At 60.3% G+C, this 16,715-nt stretch carries 14 protein-coding genes and 1 pseudogene; 6 read left to right on the top strand and 9 right to left on the bottom strand.

Annotated elements, in window-relative coordinates; genetic code table 11:
- The first annotated feature begins 18 nt into the window (after positions 1-18).
- From AC1D2R_RS05410 to AC1D2R_RS05385, 6 genes are all read left to right on the top strand, one after another.
- On the top strand, positions 19-1,059 hold the full coding sequence (locus tag AC1D2R_RS05410) for an isopenicillin N synthase family dioxygenase (protein ID WP_477965526.1): 1,041 nt from the start codon (positions 19-21) through the stop codon (positions 1,057-1,059).
- A 107-nt stretch (positions 1,060-1,166) separates the two neighbouring features.
- The gene (locus AC1D2R_RS05405; protein WP_477965524.1) at positions 1,167-2,543 is read left to right on the top strand and encodes an O-acetylhomoserine aminocarboxypropyltransferase/cysteine synthase family protein; all 1,377 of its coding nucleotides are present in this window, start codon (positions 1,167-1,169) and stop codon (positions 2,541-2,543) included.
- Between the two features lie 192 nt (positions 2,544-2,735).
- Entirely contained in the window at positions 2,736-3,764 is a 1,029-nt protein-coding gene (locus AC1D2R_RS05400) for an amino acid ABC transporter substrate-binding protein (protein WP_477966052.1), read from the top strand.
- A gap of 8 nt (positions 3,765-3,772) precedes the next feature.
- Positions 3,773-4,972, top strand: a complete 1,200-nt coding sequence (locus tag AC1D2R_RS05395; protein WP_477965522.1) for an amino acid ABC transporter permease — start codon at positions 3,773-3,775, stop codon at positions 4,970-4,972.
- Entirely contained in the window at positions 4,969-6,027 is a 1,059-nt protein-coding gene (locus AC1D2R_RS05390; RefSeq protein ID WP_477965520.1) for an amino acid ABC transporter permease, read from the top strand. The genes AC1D2R_RS05395 and AC1D2R_RS05390 overlap by 4 nt, the downstream gene beginning before the upstream one ends.
- 166 nt (positions 6,028-6,193) lie before the next feature.
- Positions 6,194-7,264: an LLM class flavin-dependent oxidoreductase gene (locus AC1D2R_RS05385; protein ID WP_477965518.1), complete on the top strand. Its 1,071-nt coding sequence runs from the start codon at positions 6,194-6,196 to the stop codon at positions 7,262-7,264.
- Positions 7,265-7,346: 82 nt separating this feature from the next.
- Here AC1D2R_RS05385 and AC1D2R_RS05380 read toward each other — a convergent pair whose 3' ends face one another.
- The 9 genes and pseudogenes from AC1D2R_RS05380 to AC1D2R_RS05340 form a co-directional block, all read right to left on the bottom strand.
- Positions 7,347-8,102, bottom strand: a complete 756-nt coding sequence (locus tag AC1D2R_RS05380) for an MBL fold metallo-hydrolase (RefSeq protein WP_477965516.1) — start codon at positions 8,100-8,102, stop codon at positions 7,347-7,349.
- An 85-nt stretch (positions 8,103-8,187) separates the two neighbouring features.
- Positions 8,188-8,700: an L-2-amino-thiazoline-4-carboxylic acid hydrolase gene (locus AC1D2R_RS05375; protein WP_477965514.1), complete on the bottom strand. Its 513-nt coding sequence runs from the start codon at positions 8,698-8,700 to the stop codon at positions 8,188-8,190.
- A gap of 162 nt (positions 8,701-8,862) precedes the next feature.
- Complete coding sequence (locus tag AC1D2R_RS05370; protein WP_477965512.1) at positions 8,863-9,468, bottom strand: alkylhydroperoxidase domain protein; 606 nt, start codon at positions 9,466-9,468, stop codon at positions 8,863-8,865.
- Between the two features lie 14 nt (positions 9,469-9,482).
- Positions 9,483-10,118, bottom strand: a complete 636-nt coding sequence (locus tag AC1D2R_RS05365) for a CMD domain protein (RefSeq protein ID WP_477965510.1) — start codon at positions 10,116-10,118, stop codon at positions 9,483-9,485.
- A 29-nt stretch (positions 10,119-10,147) separates the two neighbouring features.
- Complete coding sequence (locus tag AC1D2R_RS05360; RefSeq protein WP_477965508.1) at positions 10,148-11,191, bottom strand: putative FMN-dependent luciferase-like monooxygenase; 1,044 nt, start codon at positions 11,189-11,191, stop codon at positions 10,148-10,150.
- Entirely contained in the window at positions 11,191-12,891 is a 1,701-nt protein-coding gene (locus AC1D2R_RS05355; protein WP_477965506.1) for a dipeptide ABC transporter ATP-binding protein, read from the bottom strand. Before AC1D2R_RS05355 ends, AC1D2R_RS05360 begins: the two co-directional genes overlap by 1 nt.
- On the bottom strand, positions 12,888-13,808 hold the full coding sequence (locus AC1D2R_RS05350; protein WP_477965504.1) for an ABC transporter permease: 921 nt from the start codon (positions 13,806-13,808) through the stop codon (positions 12,888-12,890). The genes AC1D2R_RS05355 and AC1D2R_RS05350 overlap by 4 nt, the downstream gene beginning before the upstream one ends.
- Positions 13,805-14,749, bottom strand: coding sequence for an ABC transporter permease (locus tag AC1D2R_RS05345; protein WP_477965502.1), 945 nt, complete (start codon positions 14,747-14,749; stop codon positions 13,805-13,807). The genes AC1D2R_RS05350 and AC1D2R_RS05345 overlap by 4 nt, the downstream gene beginning before the upstream one ends.
- A gap of 57 nt (positions 14,750-14,806) precedes the next feature.
- A pseudogene (locus tag AC1D2R_RS05340) lies at positions 14,807-16,441 on the bottom strand (TIGR04028 family ABC transporter substrate-binding protein).
- Between the last annotated feature and the right edge of the window lie 274 nt (positions 16,442-16,715).

Below are 16,715 nucleotides of genomic sequence, written 5' to 3'. Positions count from 1 at the left end.
AAGTGAAGGATCCTGATCATGGCCGCAACGCCAAAGACGCTTCCCATCCTCAATCTCGAACATTTTGGTGCCGGCCATCCCGAACGCGACCGGGTCCTTTCGCAATTGCGCGACGTCACCCGCACACTCGGTTTTTTCTATCTCACCGGTCACGGCATTGCACAGGATGAAATCGATGCGCTGACAGCGCTTGCCCGGCGCTTCTTCTCCTTGACCGAAGATGAGAAGCTCCAGATCGAAATGCGCAAATCGCCGCATTTTCGCGGCTACAACAGAGCCGGATTCGAATACACACGCGGCACCCAGGACTGGCGCGAGCAGGTCGACTTCGGCCCGGAACGAGAGAGGCTCGATCTCTCGTCCAACGACGCTCCATGGAAACGTCTGATCGGGCCGAACCAGTTCCCGGAAGCATTGCCGGAATTGCGCCCGGCCGTTCTCAAATGGATCGACGACGTGACATCGGTCGGCCTGAAGGTTTTGCAGGCATTTTCCGAGGCGCTCGGTCAGAAACCCGATGTCTTTGCCCCGATCTATAGCAACGGTCCCAACCAGCTGTTGAAGATCGTCCGTTATCCCGGGCGCGACCATACGCAGAGCGATCAGGGCGTCGGTGCTCACAAGGACGGCGGCTTTGTCACCATCCTGCTCCAGGACGTTGTCGGTGGATTGCAGGTCGACGATGGCGAAGGCGGCTGGATCGACGCCCCGCCGATCCGCGGCACCTTCGTCATCAATGTCGGCGAACTCCTGGAGCTGGCGTCCAACGGCTATCTGAAAGCCAACATCCATCGCGTCGTCACACCGCCTGCAGGTGGCGATCGCCTTTCCATCCCCTTCTTCCTCGGCGCCAATCTGGCCGCATCCATTCCGGTCCTCGACCTGCCGCCCGCACTTGCCGCCGAGGTGCGTGGCGTCACCCAGGACCCGCTCAATCCGCTCTTTCGCGAGGTCGGGCGCAATGTCCTGAAATCGCGGCTGCGCTCGCACCCCGATGTCGCCCGCGAGCACCATGCCGATCTGCTTGAGGAGCAGGCCCGCGAGACTGTCACTGCCTGATCAGCGTTCGTCGGGACGCAATGATTGATTGCCGGCACCTGTGAGAGCCGGTTCTGGTTATGCCCTGTCGGCGACAACAACGGCCAAACAACGGAAAGGTGAACGACATGACCATTCATACGCCTCCTGCTCCTGATGCTACTCCTGCCCCCGAGCCGACAGTGCGGCCGGTGGGAACCTCTGGCCCACGTGCGCTCAGACTGCATCCGGAGACAATCGCGCTTCATGGCGGCAGCTTCCGGTTCGACCCGGCAACCGGTGCGGTCGCGGTACCGATCTACCAGACGACCTCGTTCCAGCTGCCTGGCACGGAAGGCGCCGACAAGCTCTTTGCACTGGAGGCTGCCGGCCATCTCTACACGCGCGTCTCCAATCCAACTCAGGATGCCTTCGAACAGCGTCTTGCCGAGCTTGAGGGTGGCGCTGCCGCGCTGGCGCTCGCATCAGGGCAGGCAGCGTCTGCTTTTGCAATCCTGAACCTGGCGCGCGCCGGCGATAACATCGTCAGCGCTGTCGGCCTCTATGGCGGGACCTGGGCGCTTTTTGCCGCAACGCTCAAGAGCTTTGGTATCGAGGTTCGTTTCGTGGATGCAGCCGACCCGGAGGCATTTGAACGGGCAACGGACGAGCGCACGCGCGCCTATTATGCGGAGTCCCTGCCAAACCCGAAACTCGAGGTCTTCCCGATTGGCGAAGTGGCCGAGATCGGCCGTCGCTTCGGCATACCGCTGATAGTTGACAACACGGCCGCGCCGTTGACCATCAGACCGCTGGAGCACGGCGCCGCCGTCGTTGTCTACTCCACGACGAAATACATCGGCGGTCACGGCACCTCGATCGGTGGTGCGATCGTCGATGGCGGCAACTTTCCGTGGAAGGACCTTTCTCAACGATTGCCGACATTGCACGAGCCCGATCCGAGCTATCAAGGCAAGAGCTGGATTGAGAAAGCAGCGCTTATCGATTTTCACCCGTACATCCTGCGCATTCGGGCCGTGCTTCTTCGTGACATCGGCGCCGCCATCAGTCCGCAGAACGCCTTCCAGTTCATCCAGGGCCTGGAAACGCTGCCGCTTCGCCTGAGACAGCATAATGAGAATGCCATCAAGGTGGCGGAGTTCCTTCTCGATCATCCGAAGGTCGCCACGGTCATCTTCCCGAAGTTCCAGGACGGCGTCGCTGGCGCGCGGGCGAAGAAGTACCTCCGCAACAACCAGTTCGGCGCACTGGTCGGGTTCGAACTCAAGGATGGTCGCGATGCCGGTCGTCGCTTCATCGACGCGCTACAGTTGCTCTACCATGTCGCCAACATCGGTGATGCGCGATCGCTTGCCATCCATCCGTCGACAACCACCCACTCGCAGCTCTCTGCTGTGGAGCAGCTGAAAACGGGGGTGACGCCGGGCTATGTGCGGCTATCCATCGGCATTGAACATGCCGACGATATCATCGCCGACATTTCGCAGGCACTGGATGTCGCTTGATAGGGCGGGACTGGCTTGCCAGTGCCCAAAGATTGAGCAAATTGTTTCTGCTTTAGCCGGTAATTTGCATTAATCTATCTATTCTATAGACAATAAGTATTTAAGTTCAACTGGCTGGCGGTCGTAGATCCTCCCAAGCATCACACCGCCGGCGGGGGCAAACATTCCAAGGAGCATATTGTGAGATCCTATTTGACGATCCAATCCCTAAGGGTTGCGGCGGGTGCTGCCCTTTTGGCCGCAACGGCCCTTCTGCCGATCGCGGCGCAAGCCGGTCAGACACTCGACAAGATCAAGGAACGGGGCACCATCAAAGTGGGCGTGGGCACCACGCCGGGCTTCTTTACACCCGACAGCAATGGCCGCTGGCAGGGGTTCTTTGTCGACTTGGGCAGGGCACTGGCGGTGACGGTCTTTAACGATCCGGACAAGGTCGAGTTCACCAATTCCTCGCCGCAGCAGCGCCTGCCGGCTCTTCAGGCCGGTGAGTTCGATATCCTTCTGTCAGGCGTCACCGAAACCATTACCCGCGCCTTCAAGCTCGGCTTTCATTTCGGTCCGGTGGTGTTCTACGACGGCCAGGGCCTGCTGATTCGCAAGGATCTTGGCGTGACAAAGGGAGAGGACCTCGATGGCGCCACGATCGGCGTCCAGAGCGGTACGACGGGCGAACTGAACATCGCTGATTTCTTCCGCAAGACCGGCAAGAAATTCACGCCGGTGACGATCGAGGAAACCAGCGAATTCACCAAGGCGCTCGACACCGGTCGTGTCGACGCCCTCACGCAGGATTCCACCGATCTGGCGGCCAAGCGCACACAACTCAAGCAGCCTGACGACTATGTCCTTCTGCCAGAGCGCCTGTCCAAGGAACCCCTCGCGCCGGCCGTTCGATCAGGCGACGATCAATGGCTCGAAATCGTCAACTGGACGGTCTATGCCACCATTCAGGCTGAAGAGTTCGGCATCACCAAGGACAATGTCGATACATTCCTCAACAGCGAAGATCCTGCGATCAAGCGTTTCCTTGGCGTCGACACCTCGCTCGGCGAAGCGATCGGCCTCGATCCCAAGTTCGCCTATAACATCATCAAGGCTGTCGGCAATTACGGCGAGATTTTCGAGCGCAACGTCGGCAAGGGCACTCCGCTCAATTTCGAGCGTGGCTATAACCAGCTTTGGACGAATGGCGGCCTCATCTACTCCCCGCCGTTCCGCTGAGCCTGCCAGTGCTGTTCCGGGTCAGTTCTCGCAGCCAACACCAGCCGGGCTTTTCCAAGCCCGGCTTTTTCATCCGCATCCTCCGGTGGATCGGCCCCTCGCCGTTCACTCAGGCGATGGTCCTTTTGGCCGTCGTCGCTGTCTTGTGGTACCTTGGTCATAACGTGGTGCAAACCATGGAGCGGCTCGGACTGCGGTTTGGTTTCGGCTTCCTCAGCCAACGCGCCAATTTCGAGATAGGCGAAAGCCTGATCCAATATTCATCGTCCGACAACTACGGTCATGCGCTCCTGGCGGGACTGCTCAACACGATCAACGTTGCATTCATTGGCTGCCTGATCGCCACGCTTTTTGGCACGACTCTGGGCATTGCACGGCTCTCAGGCAACCTCGTCCTGTCATCCATTATACGCGGCTACGTCGAAATCTTCCGCAACACGCCGCTTCTTCTGCAGCTCTTCCTCTGGAGCGCGATCTTCCACGGCCTGCCGGCACCGCGGCGAGCGGTGGAGTTTGCCGGCAGCGTATTTCTGACCAATCGTGGCGTCTTTGTTCCGCGCTTGTCTTTCGATGGCCCGCCTGCGGCCGTCTGGCTGCCACTGACGCTCGCTGCGGCGGCCACTGCCGTCGTTGCAACGCGCCGGCTTTTCTTCGGACAGCGGTTCTATGCCAGCCGCATTGCCACAACCGCTATCCTGTGCGGCCTCGGCGCGCTCTGGGTTGCAGATGTCTCGATTGCGGCGGAGTTGCCAGCAAGGGGCGGGTTCAACATCAGCGGCGGCCTGTCACTTACGCCGGAATTCGCAGCACTCCTGACCGGCCTGGTGTTCAATTCGGCCGCGACGATTGCGGAAATCGTCCGTAGCGGCATTCAGTCCGTCGGAAACGGCCAATGGGAGGCAGCGCGCGCACTTGGTCTTAGCCCCGGGCACATCATGCGCCTGATCGTCATGCCGCAGGCGCTGCGCGTCATCACACCCCTGATGACCTCGAGCTATCTTGATCTGACGAAAAACTCGAGCCTTGCGGTCGCCATCGGCTTTCCCGATCTCGTGAGCGTTGCAAACACGACTGCCAACACCACCGGCCAGACACTGGAGGCCATCACGATCATTGCGCTTGCCTACCTCGCGCTCAATCTTGGTGTTTCCGTGTTGATGAACCTCTACAACAACCGTCTTTTGCGCAAGGACGGGCTCAGATCATGAGCAAGCGCCATATGGTCATTCGAGGTCGAACCAGGGCCATGTCTGCCGGTCTTTTCGACAGCAAATTGAATGGGCTGATCACGCTCGCATGCTTTGCCATCCTTGTCTGGTTCATTTGGCCATTCTGGCAGTGGGCCGTCAGCGACGCCGTGTGGATCGGGGGGGCGAAGGATTGCTCCCTCGAGGCCGCCGGAGCCTGCTGGGCTTTCGTCAGAGCAAAGTTCAGGTTCATCATGTTCGGCTTTTATCCCCCCGCGTTGCAATGGCGCCCTACCGCGGTGCTCGTGGCGATCGCAGCCCTCCTCCTTGTTTCAGCACGGCCGCGCCTGTGGAGCAAGCGGCTTGTCTTGCTGTGGCTCGCCTCCATTGGGCTGGCCTGGCTGCTCATGGCCGGCACCCTGTTGCCGCCTGCTGTGCCGTCCAATCAATGGGGCGGACTTCCGATCACGATCCTGGTGTCACTCACCGGGCTCGCAACGGCGTTCCCTGTTGCCTTGCTCCTTGCGCTGGCGCGGCGTTCGTCGATGGCGCTCCTGCGCATGCTTGCCGTCGTACTCATCGAGTGCCTTCGTGGCGTGCCTCTGATCGTCGTACTCTATGTCGCTATGCTGATCGTGCCGATGGCGTTGCCGGCCGACGCAATGCTCGACAAGCTTGCCAGAGCACAGGTTGGCATCAGCCTGTTCGTCTCCGCATACCTTGCGGAAATCATCCGCGCCGGACTGCAGTCCATCCCGGCCGGACAAAAAGAGGCAGCCTATGCTCTCGGCCTCGGCTACTGGCGAACGGCGCAGCTCGTCGTTTTGCCGCAAGCCTTGCGCGCAGTCATCCCGGCGATCGTCAACCTGTCGATTGGGATCGTCCTGAATACGTCCCTGCTTGCCGTCATCGGAATCTCCGACCTCCTTAACGCGGCAAAGACCGCCGCGACTGATCCGCAATGGCTGGGATACTATACAGAGGCCTTCATTTTCACCTCCTGCATCTATTTCGTCATCAGCCTCACCGCATCCCGCTACAGTCTCTGGCTAGAGCGACGATTGCGAGGGGTATGATGGGGGAACGCGATGCCAAAGGCGCGTCAGCACCGACTGCAAGCCTCATTTCGAGCCGGCCTGCGGCATCTGATATCGTCTTTTTGATCCACCAGGACCGGTCAGCTCACAGAGAGACCAACCACGCCGACCCCGGCGTTCCCGACGCGCAACAGCAGGTTTTATCATGAAGACCAATTCCGAATTTCTCTGGTACATTCCAAACGACGTTACCGCCGGCCACCGCGGCGATGCCGTCGTCGAGAACCACAATAGCCTGGAAACGCTGACCAGCCACGCCAAGGCACTTGAGGATCACGGCTGGACGGGCGCGCTGATCGGCACGGGATGGGGCCGGCCCGATACCTTCACCGTTGCAGCCTCGCTTGCTGCGCGCACCGTCACCTTCGAACCGCTCATTGCTGTCCGCCCGGGCTATTGGCGGCCCGCGAATTTCGCGTCTGCTGCGGCCACGCTGGATCACCTGACCGGCGGGCGTGTGCGTATCAATATCGTATCAGGCAAGGACAACCTGGCTGCGTATGGCGACAGCGAAGGCGATCAGGCGCATCGCTATGCCCGCACCAAGGAATTCATGCGGCTGATTCGCAGGCTGTGGACCGAAGAGGATGTCACCTATGCGGGAGAGCATTTCCAGGTGGCCGGGTCCACCGTGGTCCCGCGCATTCGGGTTAAAGGCAGCCGTCTGCACCCCAGGCTCTATTTCGGCGGCGCCTCAGAGGCGGCCGAGCGCGTGTCCGCCACCGAGGCCGATGTGCAGCTTTTCTGGGGCGAGCCCCTGGACGGCGTCCGCGAACGAATTGAAAGGCTGAAGGCGCTGAGCGCGGCGCTTGGCCGTGACATCCCTCCACTGGAGTTCGGGTTGCGTATCACCACACTGGTCCGCGACACCACCGAGCAGGCATGGGCCGACGCGGAGGCGAAGGTAGCCGAGATGGCCAAGCGCAGCGGAGACGGCTGGAACGATCACCGTCGGGACGTTGCAGTAGGCCAGAAGCGGCTGTTCGATTTACACGCCCGCGGCGAGGTGCTCGACGACAACCTCTACACGGCGCCGGGCAAGTTCGGCGGCGGCGGGGCCGGCACTACATGGCTGGTGGGTTCGGCGGTGGATGTCGCCCGTTCGCTGCGCAAGTATCAGGATCTCGGTATTACCCACTTTGTCTTATCCGATACGCCGTATTTGACCGAGATAAGACGGCAGGGCGATAAACTGCTTCCGTTGCTACGCAGTTGAGGCAGCCGAGCGTGTACTCGCGCTCATCACGAAGCGGGCCCATAGAAGGACAGCACGCCGGCAAACGGGTTCAACCTCGTGGTCACAGCCGTGAGAAGGTCAGAGTATCGCCGTCGTCGGGGATCAGGAGTGCGCTATCGGCTATACCATGCAGGCGCGCTGCCTCGCGTAGCTCGCGGCGGTCGATCGTTGCGTGGTCGAGCGCCTCCATATGGGTTGCAACAACGGTGGCGGCCGGCGCGTGGTCCAACACGCAAAGGGTCTGCTCTGCATCCATCACAATCAGCTCACCGTCCCAACGCGCTCCGCAGGAATGGGTAACGACAATGTCCGGGCGCGTGCTCTGAAGCGTTGTGGCAATCGCCGGATAGAACACCGTGTCGCCTGCCCAATAGATCCTTGGCTCACCGACGGCCTCCAGGGTGAAGCCCATGACAGAACCCATCTTTTTAACGACGGGGCCAAGACCATGGCTTGCTTCGTGGCGGACGAAATCCAACCCCTGCCAATTGAAACCGTCGTGCAGAGGTATGACATTTTCGAAGCTCATCGCCGTGATTGCCTCTTCGTCAACTGGCTGGCAAAGCAATGGAAGGTGTTTGGGCACCGCCGCTTGAGCGACCGGATCAAAGTGATCCGCATGCAAATGGGAAACGACCACAAACTCGACGTCTGACAGGATCGTTTCGATGCTTACGGGCAGATCCACGAGCGGGTTGAGCGAGCGACCCGTAAACGACGGTCGACTTTGCTTCGGTGCGAAGAACGGATCTATCAGCACACTTCGCCCTGCATACTCGAGCTTGAGCGTCGCGTTGCGAATAAGCTGTAGTTTCATGACCGGTGCTCACGCTGCTGATCAGCTCAAAGATATGCGGTAGGGCGCGATATACATAGCGGACACGCGAAGATGCTGCCGCAGATCAATCGGAAACGTCTGCTTTATCATTGAAGGTGTAACGGAAGTCGCAATGCGTCGCGCCCTGCATGAGGGTCTGCGTCCGCTTCATTTTGATGCGCGGGTCATATCCTTGACAGAAGACTGCATCCCGATTGCAGGAGAGAAGGTGCCCTATCTTCCCGAGCCCCATATCCCGATAGGTTTCGGCATAGCGACAGCGGTGGACATTGTAGTCGAATTCCTTATCCGTCGCGTTCAGCACCTCGATCTCCAAGGCATCATCCTGCGTCCACAACGTCTGCAGCGCCTGGAATGTTCTGAGGCTGGTTCCGCCCTGCGTGTGTGCTGCGAAAGTCTCGGCCGCCGCGATTGCGGCCTTGCTGATCGCTCTGTCGAGGACCGACTGCGCACGTGTCTCGCCAATCTCCGCGACGAGTTCTTCGTAGATCGGCGCGATGACCGATGCCTCGATCGTGCGACGACGCAGGATACCTATTTCGGCCCGAGGTTGATCGTTGTTGGTCTCTTGGTCCATCTGGAATCCTCTCCGATTGCGGGCTATGCCTACAGATAGCCCAAAGCAACGCTCTCGTCCTTAGGCAACGACGCCGGACATACGATGCCACCCATAATCGTCCGCACGATGATGAGTGGCAGCAAAGTCCGAGTTTACAGGACGACAGTGGCCCGATCTGGTCTAGGATGCCGGTGTGGGTTCACCGAGGGAGAGCATCAGACGATTTGCCCAGTTGAAAAAGGCAGCGCCGTGGATTGCGTCGGCAATCTCAAGGTCATCCAGTCCATCTGAGCGCAAACGTTCGATTTCCGCCCTGCCGAATGCCAAGGGCGTCTGGGTCAACGCGACCGAGGCCTCTACCACTGAATTCCACCGCCGGCTCCCAAGATCTGCGTCTGTTCCCTCATCGAGCAACCGCTGCACATCCTGCGTTCGTTTCGAGAAATGAGAGGCGAAGCGGGAATGCACCGATGCGCAGAAAATGCAGCCATTCGAGCGCGATGCCGCAGTGGCCGAGAGTTCGCGCTCGGCTCGCGGCAGGCCAACGCTTGTGTTGTAGAAGATGTCCTTATCCGTTTTGGTGCGCGCTTCCAGGATTTCCGGATCGCGGGCAAGCAACATGAAGTATGGCGATTTCGCACGCGATGCATCGACGAGCCCGGCCCAGTGCCGGTCGGTCAACTCCGCTTCGGCGAGTGGTTGCAGCCATGGAGTCCAACCGATTTCCGCCTGTGTGAAGGCATTGGGTCGGTTTGCGACTGGGGTGTCAATTGCGGTCTCGGTCATGATCTATCGTCTCCTTACTCGGCTGCCGTTGCCGCAACTGCTTTTCCTTCACCCGCCCCCGAGAGCGCAGCAAGCCCCGTCACCACGCGCACTTGAAAGGCCAGGAAGGCAACGATCTGGGACAGCGTCACGATTGCGGTGGTGCTCCATCCGGCATCCCGCAGGGCCTGCAGCGCGGCCGCACTTGCCTCGCGTGGACGGAATACAAGCAGATGGCTATGTGCCAGAGCGGCCGACAGCTTTGCGCCGAGAACGACGCGACTGAACTCCGAGACGTCGAATGCCAGACCCTCTTTGTCTTCCACCGAAAGAGGTCCATCGGGATACCTGCCATAAGGGCCCCGGGCGGAGCCCCTCTCGACCTCGGCCTTGACGGCCGCGATCAGGGAGGCGCCGCCATTTCCTTCACCGGCGCCGGCGGCGTAGAATTCGGCAGCAGCCGTCGCACCGTGCAGCCCGGTGACAAAAGCCGCCACGACAAACCGCTCGGCACGTGTCACGTCGCCTTCTTGAGCGGGCTCGAAGAGCGCGAGATAGCTCTTCTGCGCGTTGGCACGGGTCTCGGGCCTTTGCGCGCGGATACGTTCGACGAACGATCCAGCGCGGACACCCGCGAGAAGATCGATGACATCAGGCGTCGTTGAAGTCATGGTGATTGCCTTTCTTCGGAATGAAAATCTCAGGCGGTTGCCGCAAGGCGGCGTTGCTGATGTTCTGGCCGGGCCCAGCCTAGCGCCGGCGCCACCACGTTGGCGGTTAATTCAAGGGAGCGCAGGATATGGTCGTGGGGAGGATCAACCGAGTGCACCTGAAACACGAGATCGGTCACGCGCGCGAGCGCCGTATCCGCCTTGAGCGATGCAATCACGTCGTCAGGCGTGCCGACATGGACGTCAAATGCCTTGATCAGATCGGTTGTCGCGGTGCCGGGAATCGTGTGCCCGCTTGCGACGAAGCGCTCGGCGCTTCGTCGCAGACCTAGATCCGCCAGCTCCAGCGCCAAGGCCCTGTCGTCGGCGACGAACAGGCTGCGCGAACCAAAAATACGTGGGGGCCTGCCTTTGGGAAGTTTTGCAAGATATGCATCGATGATCGGGTTTTGCATTTCCCAGAGCTCGGCATCCAACGCGTCTGCCGGGCGCGGCTGGGTGCGTGACAGCATCAGCCCGTCACCGTCCTGCCCTGCCCGTTCGCCTCCACCAACGGAGAAAGTCGCCTGCCAGACGCGATCCAGCAGATGCGGCGCCGTGGGGTAAAGACGATTGCCTCCGGGAAGCTCCCGTCCGGCCCAGGCATCACGCACCGTCGAGAGGCTCTCGGCGTAAACGGATCCACGGCTTCCGCTGTCGCGCCCGAACGGCAGAAACGAAGCCGGCGTGCCGCCGGTGCCGAAGCCGACCTCGAGGCGGCCACCGGAAAGAATATCCAGGACCGCGGTGTCTTCGGCGACGCGAACCGCATTTTCCATCGGCAGCGTGATGACCCCTGTTCCAAGCCGGATGCGCGATGTGCGGGCAGCAAGCTCGCCCAGGAAGACCAGCGGAGCAGGAAGACCGCCTTCCTCGCCGTTGAAATGGTGCTGAGCCACCCAAGCGCTATCGAAACCCAGTTTTTCGGCGTGGATGATCTGCTCGGCGACCAGCCTGTAGCGCGTCGCGGCATCGGCCTGGTCGAGAATGCGACTGAAAAATCCAAGCCGTTTGGGCTGGGCTGCATGGATCATCAGATGACTCCTGGACTTGTCGGGGATGGCCGCGTGGCGAGCCGCGGATATTTCTTGCCTGGGATGGCGTCGATCAGCTCTTGCGTATAGGCGCTCTGCGGACGGCTGAAGACCGCCTCCACCGGCCCGCTGTCGACGAGCTTCCCGCCGTTCAGCACCGATACCGTATCGGAAATCTGCCTGACCACGGAGAGGTCGTGAGACACAAACAGGTAGGTAAGGCCAAGCTGACGCTGGAGTGCATCGAGCAGTTCCAGAATTTGCGCCTGCACCGTCACGTCAAGGGCCGATACGGCCTCGTCCAGGACAAGAATCTGCGGATCGAGCACGAGAGCACGGGCAATAGCCACCCGCTGACGCTGACCACCCGAAAGCGCGTACGGCCGCCGCTCCAGAACATCGAGGGGAAGTCCGACCTTTTCGAGGGTGCTCGCGACACGCTCAACACGTGCAGCCGGCGGCAGGGGATCGAAATTCAACAGCGGTTCTTCAACGATCCTTGAAATCGTCTGCCGCGGATCGAGTGAACCGAAGGGGTTCTGATAGACAAGCTGGATCTTCTTTCGGAATAACCGGAGCGTCTCGCCCCGCAGGGAGGCAAGATCCAACCCATCAACGATCACTCTTCCGGCTGTCGGCCTTTGAAACGCCGCCACCGTCCGGATCGTCGTCGTCTTGCCGGAGCCGGATTCGCCGACCAGGGCATGTGTGGTGCCACGCCGGACGCGGAAGGAAATATCGTTGACTGCGCGAAAGTCACCATGACGATCGCCGGCACCGAAGTCCTGCACGAGGTTTTCGACGATGATGATGTCCTCCTCTTCAGGCCCGCGCGCTTCAGTAGCGGAAACGGCGGGCGACCGGCGCTTGCCGCCGTTCAGCGAAGGGGCGTCTGCAAGGAGCTGTCGCGTATAGGCGCTTTGAGGATTTTTCAGAACCTCAAAGGTGCGACCCTCCTCTTGAATACGACCATGCTGCAAAACGATCAGCCGGTCGGATCTGTCGGCGGCGACGCCAAGGTCGTGCGTTACGAGAAGGACCGCGGTCCCGTAGGCACGACGAAGCTCGTCGATCAGGTCCAGAATGTGTTTTTGCACGGTCACATCGAGCGCGCTCGTGGGTTCGTCGGCGATGATCAAGGAAGGTTTCAGCGCGATGGCAATGGCAATGAGAACACGCTGTTTCATGCCACCGGAGAGTTCATGGGGATACTGGGTCGCCCGAAGCCTCGGCTGGTTGAGGCCGACGCGCTCGAGCAACTCGATCGCCTGAGCATAGGCGACGGGGCCTGAGGCCTTGCCATGGATCGCCAGGATTTCCGCAACCTGCTTGCCGATTGTCTTGACCGGGTTGAGCGAACTCCCTGGATCCTGGGGGATAAGGCTCATGACCGAGCCGCGGATGGCAGCCAGCCGGCGCTGCGGCCAACCGGCAATATCCTGCCCGTTCAAGCGAATGCTACCCTGTTCAAGGCGACCGTTCTCCGGCAGGAGGCCGATGATTGCCTGGGCGGTGGAACTCTTTCCCGAGCCGGACTCGCCAACCAGCGCCACCACCTCGCCGGCTCCGACTGAAAAATCGATGCCGTGAACGGCTGTCCGTGCACCCTGTCGGTCATGGTAGGAAATGGTCAGTCCTGACACGTCCAGGACCGGCGACGGCAGGATGTCCTGCGACCTTCCAAGGGGCAAGACTGTCATCGCTGCACCTTCGCTATTTCCTGGCTGATACGATTGACCGAGAGAACGACGAGCACCACGACGATGCCGGGCGCGGCCGTCAGCCACCACGCTGTTGCAATGTAGTTGCGACCCTCCGCGATCAGCAGGCCCCACTCAGGGGTGGGCGGCGGAGCGCCATATCCGAGAAAGCCGAGGGTAGACAATTGCAGGATGGCCGATCCTGCCTGCAGGGCTGTGAAGGCGATCACCGACGTCAGCGAGTTAGGCAGGACATGACGCCAGAGAACTTTGAGGAAGGTGCCGCCGCTGCCGAAGGCCGCCTCGACATATTCGCTGCGTCGGACGCTGACGACCTCCGAACGGACGAGGCGCGCGAAGCTTGCAATCGAGGTCACCCCCACGGCGACGGCAGCGTTGACGGTGCCGAAGCCAAGCAGAATGATGATGCTGAGGGACAGAAGGAGTGCTGGTATAGAGAGAAGCACATCGACAAACCGCATGATGACCTCATCGACCCAGCCGCCCAGCGAGCCCGCAAAGACGCCGAGCGCGGAGCCGACGACAAGGCCGATCGCAACGGCCGCCAGCGCGCCGGACAGCGAATGAACCGCGCCGTAGACAAGACGGGCGTAGAGATCGCGGCCAAGCGAATCCGTTCCAAGCAGATGTAGCGCGCTCGGCGCCTTGAGCTGCTGGCCGGGAAGCCCTTGGACGGGATCATAGCTGGTGAATATGCCTGGCAGCATTGCCCAGAGCAGAACGAGCGTCAGGACAATAATTGAAAGGACAAAACCTGGCTGTATGTCGATCGGCAACCGCCGACGACCTGCAGCAACCTTCGCCGTTCGATGTGCGGGCGGCGTCTCTGCAGCCCGATCGACCGGCGCGGCACTATCGATGATGATATGGCGTTCGCCGGTTTCCAGAATGGTCATCGCGCGTTCCCCAATTTGGTTTTCAGCCGCGGATCGAGCAAGGGATAGAGGAGATCGACCGCGAGATTGATGGTGACGAAGCCGGCGGCAGAGAGAACGACGATTGCCTGAAGCACCGCGACATCCTGGAAGTTGACCGCCTGTTCGGTGAGGCTGCCAATGCCGTTGAGGCCGAAGACAGTCTCAGTGATGACCGCGCCGGCCAGCAGTTCGCCGAAAAGGACGCCGGCAACAGTGAGTACCGGCAGGAAGGCATTCTTGGCGACATGCCTCCATAGCACCCAGCCTTGCGAGGCGCCCTTGGCACGGGCCACTGCCACGAAAGGACGGGTCAGCACCTCGTCTACATTTCTCAAAAGGATCTGCGCCATCGGTGCGGAAATCGGCACCGCGATCGTCAAGATCGGCAAAACGAGGCCCTCCCAGGGCCCCGGGTTGATGACGGGCACCAATCTCAGTCGAAAGGAGAATATCTGGATAAGCATGATGCCAAGCCAGAATGTCGGAATGGAGACGAAAAGCGCCGGAATTGCCTGGATTAGCCCCCGCAGCCGACCGAGCCCGGGAATATTGGAGAGCACAGCGATGATGACCGCGAGGATCGAAGCGGCCAGGAAGGCCAAACCGGCAAGCCGGATTGTCGGCGGCAGATTGGCGGCAAGCTGGGCGCCGACGGCAACGCCCGCCTGCAGCGAATAGCCGAAATCGCCCCTGAGGAAGTTCTCGATCGTGCGCAGGTATTGAAACACCACCGAACCATCGGCTGCGTAAGCAGCGCGGATGTCGGCGATCTGCTCCGGGCTCAATCCATATTCCGGATTCTGAAATTTGATCAGCACCGCATCGCCGGGCATTGCCTGCAACAGTACAAAGGAGATGGTAAATGCCACCCAGAGCACGAGGATAGCCTGACCTATCCGCGATAGTATGTATCTTGCCATCACGACCACCTTGTCATTGCGACCGGCCCGACGATCTGTCGGGCCGGTGTCGAGTACTCAATGGGCCGCGAGCCAGGTATTGTAGAAGGTCGGGCGGCCGACGGACTCGAAGCCTACACCCTGCACATAAGGGGCGCCCGCAAAGGCCTGAGGCTCCTCGAAAATCGGGATCGCGTAGGCCTGGTCGAGCACGTAGTTCTGCACCTCGCCCGCAATGGCCAATCGCTTCTGGCGATCTGGCTCCGATGACAGCGCCTCGAGTAGACCGTTCAGCTTGTTGTCAACGAAGGATTTGACCTTGTCGCTCGGCCCACCCTTCTGGCGCAACACATCGCGGTTCTTCGGGTAGTACTGGCTCTTGATCACGTCAGGATCGGCACGGCCCACCATTGCAGGAGAGACAGGTGTCTTTGCCGGATCGAGATCGTCGACGGTTCTGCTGCCGGCGTCGCCGGCCAGAACGTTGAGTGTTATCCCGAGTTTTGCCCATTGCTGCGCAACGAGCTGAAGGGTTGCCTTGTTCTGCGGCTGCGGGGGAGACTCGTAGGCCGTCAATACCAGTTGCTGGCCGTCCTTCTCGCGGATTCCTCCAGCACCGGGCTTCCATCCGGCATCGTCCAGCAGCTTTGCTGCTTCAGTCGGATCCTAGGTGAGTTTCGACGACAGGTCGACATAGCCCAGCGCAGTCGAGGCAATGATCGACTTGGCCTGCGGGTAATTTGCGGAGAAAAGCGTCGAGACAATCTCCTGCGTATTCGTGCCGTGGAGCAGCGCCTGACGGACGCGCTGATCGGCGACGAGGGGATTGTCTGGACGGAAGACGACGCTGTTGTTCACGCCGCGGGTGGGGGCAGCATAGATCTTGTAGCCTTGGCTCTCGACCTGCTCTTCGTCGTAAGCCTGCACCTGGCGAATAAAGTCAGCCTGACCCGACAGCAGCGCGCCGATGCGCACGCTGTCTTCCCCGGTCACGATGTATTTTATCCCGTCCAGATAGGCGCGCCCTTGATGCTCGAGCTTGGCCGGACCCCAGCTGTAGTCCGCCCGTACGCCGAGAGACAGCTCCTTGCCCAGCGTTTCGCTTTCGACCACGAATGGGCCGGAGCCAATAATCTTCGTGGCATCGCCAAGCTGCTCGAACGGAAGGGACAGTGTCTTTAGCGAGACAAGGCCCGAACCGATCACCGAGGTGCCCTGCAGAAAGCCTGGAGACGGCTTCTTGAAATAGAATTTAACCGTGAGCGGATCGATGACTTCGCTGTGGTCATAGTTGTTGATGACCTCAGACGCGGGCTGCTTGAGTTCCTTGTTTCCGAGCCCGAATACATCAAAGTTCTTGGCAACTGCGTTGGCATCGAGCGGCGATCCGTCCGAGAAGGTCACGCCCCTGCGGAGCTTGAAGGAATATTCGGTTGCGTTGTCGTTGACTGTCCAGGATTCGGCGATCCAGGGCTCGATCTCTAACGTTTTCGGGTTCTGATAGGTCAGTTTATCTGTGATTTGGTTGATGATACCGCCGTTGGGATAGAATCCGCCGGCAGGAGGATAAAGGTTCGTGTGCGGTTGCTGCTCGAGATAAATCAGCGTGCCACCCTCAATCGGTTTTGCGGTATCTTGGGCGACGGCTGCGTAGGCGCTCAGCGACAGTGCGCCAATCACGGTTGCAGCTTTGAATGTTCCTCGGACTGTCATCGAATTCCCTCTGCGAGATTGATGAGAATGAGGCTAAGGCATAAAGTATTTCGTCCATAGAATTTGTATTCTATTTATCGTCGACCGCGGAAAACGGTGACCGCCTGTTTGCCACGATGTCGGCAAAAAAAGATCGAGGTTGATCGGACGGGGATCGGGAGAGCACTCAACGTCTCCATTTCCTCAGCCCTGGCGGAGCGAGCGGCAGGCGCAGGGTGCGCCCCGGCGCTGGTGCCGTCAGAACAGGCGATGGAGAGAGCGATATCCGAGGCGG

The organism is Rhizobium sp. P1_C7, assembly GCF_056406295.1.
Note: the sequence above shows the minus strand (reverse complement) of the source record. Positions and strands in the feature narration are given on the sequence as shown.

What these genes read in the sequence shown, in the direction of transcription:
- AC1D2R_RS05410 (WP_477965526.1), top strand. Translation starts at nt 19, where the DNA reads ATGGCCGCAACGCCAAAGACGCTTCCCATCCTCAATCTCGAACATTTT.
- AC1D2R_RS05405 (WP_477965524.1), top strand. Translation starts at nt 1,167, where the DNA reads ATGACCATTCATACGCCTCCTGCTCCTGATGCTACTCCTGCCCCCGAG.
- AC1D2R_RS05390 (WP_477965520.1), top strand. Translation starts at nt 4,969, where the DNA reads ATGAGCAAGCGCCATATGGTCATTCGAGGTCGAACCAGGGCCATGTCT.
- AC1D2R_RS05385 (WP_477965518.1), top strand. Translation starts at nt 6,194, where the DNA reads ATGAAGACCAATTCCGAATTTCTCTGGTACATTCCAAACGACGTTACC.
- AC1D2R_RS05380 (WP_477965516.1), bottom strand. Translation starts at nt 8,102, where the DNA reads ATGAAACTACAGCTTATTCGCAACGCGACGCTCAAGCTCGAGTATGCA.
- AC1D2R_RS05375 (WP_477965514.1), bottom strand. Translation starts at nt 8,700, where the DNA reads ATGGACCAAGAGACCAACAACGATCAACCTCGGGCCGAAATAGGTATC.
- AC1D2R_RS05370 (WP_477965512.1), bottom strand. Translation starts at nt 9,468, where the DNA reads ATGACCGAGACCGCAATTGACACCCCAGTCGCAAACCGACCCAATGCC.
- AC1D2R_RS05365 (WP_477965510.1), bottom strand. Translation starts at nt 10,118, where the DNA reads ATGACTTCAACGACGCCTGATGTCATCGATCTTCTCGCGGGTGTCCGC.
- AC1D2R_RS05360 (WP_477965508.1), bottom strand. Translation starts at nt 11,191, where the DNA reads ATGATCCATGCAGCCCAGCCCAAACGGCTTGGATTTTTCAGTCGCATT.
- AC1D2R_RS05355 (WP_477965506.1), bottom strand. Translation starts at nt 12,891, where the DNA reads ATGACAGTCTTGCCCCTTGGAAGGTCGCAGGACATCCTGCCGTCGCCG.
- AC1D2R_RS05350 (WP_477965504.1), bottom strand. Translation starts at nt 13,808, where the DNA reads ATGACCATTCTGGAAACCGGCGAACGCCATATCATCATCGATAGTGCC.
- AC1D2R_RS05345 (WP_477965502.1), bottom strand. Translation starts at nt 14,749, where the DNA reads ATGGCAAGATACATACTATCGCGGATAGGTCAGGCTATCCTCGTGCTC.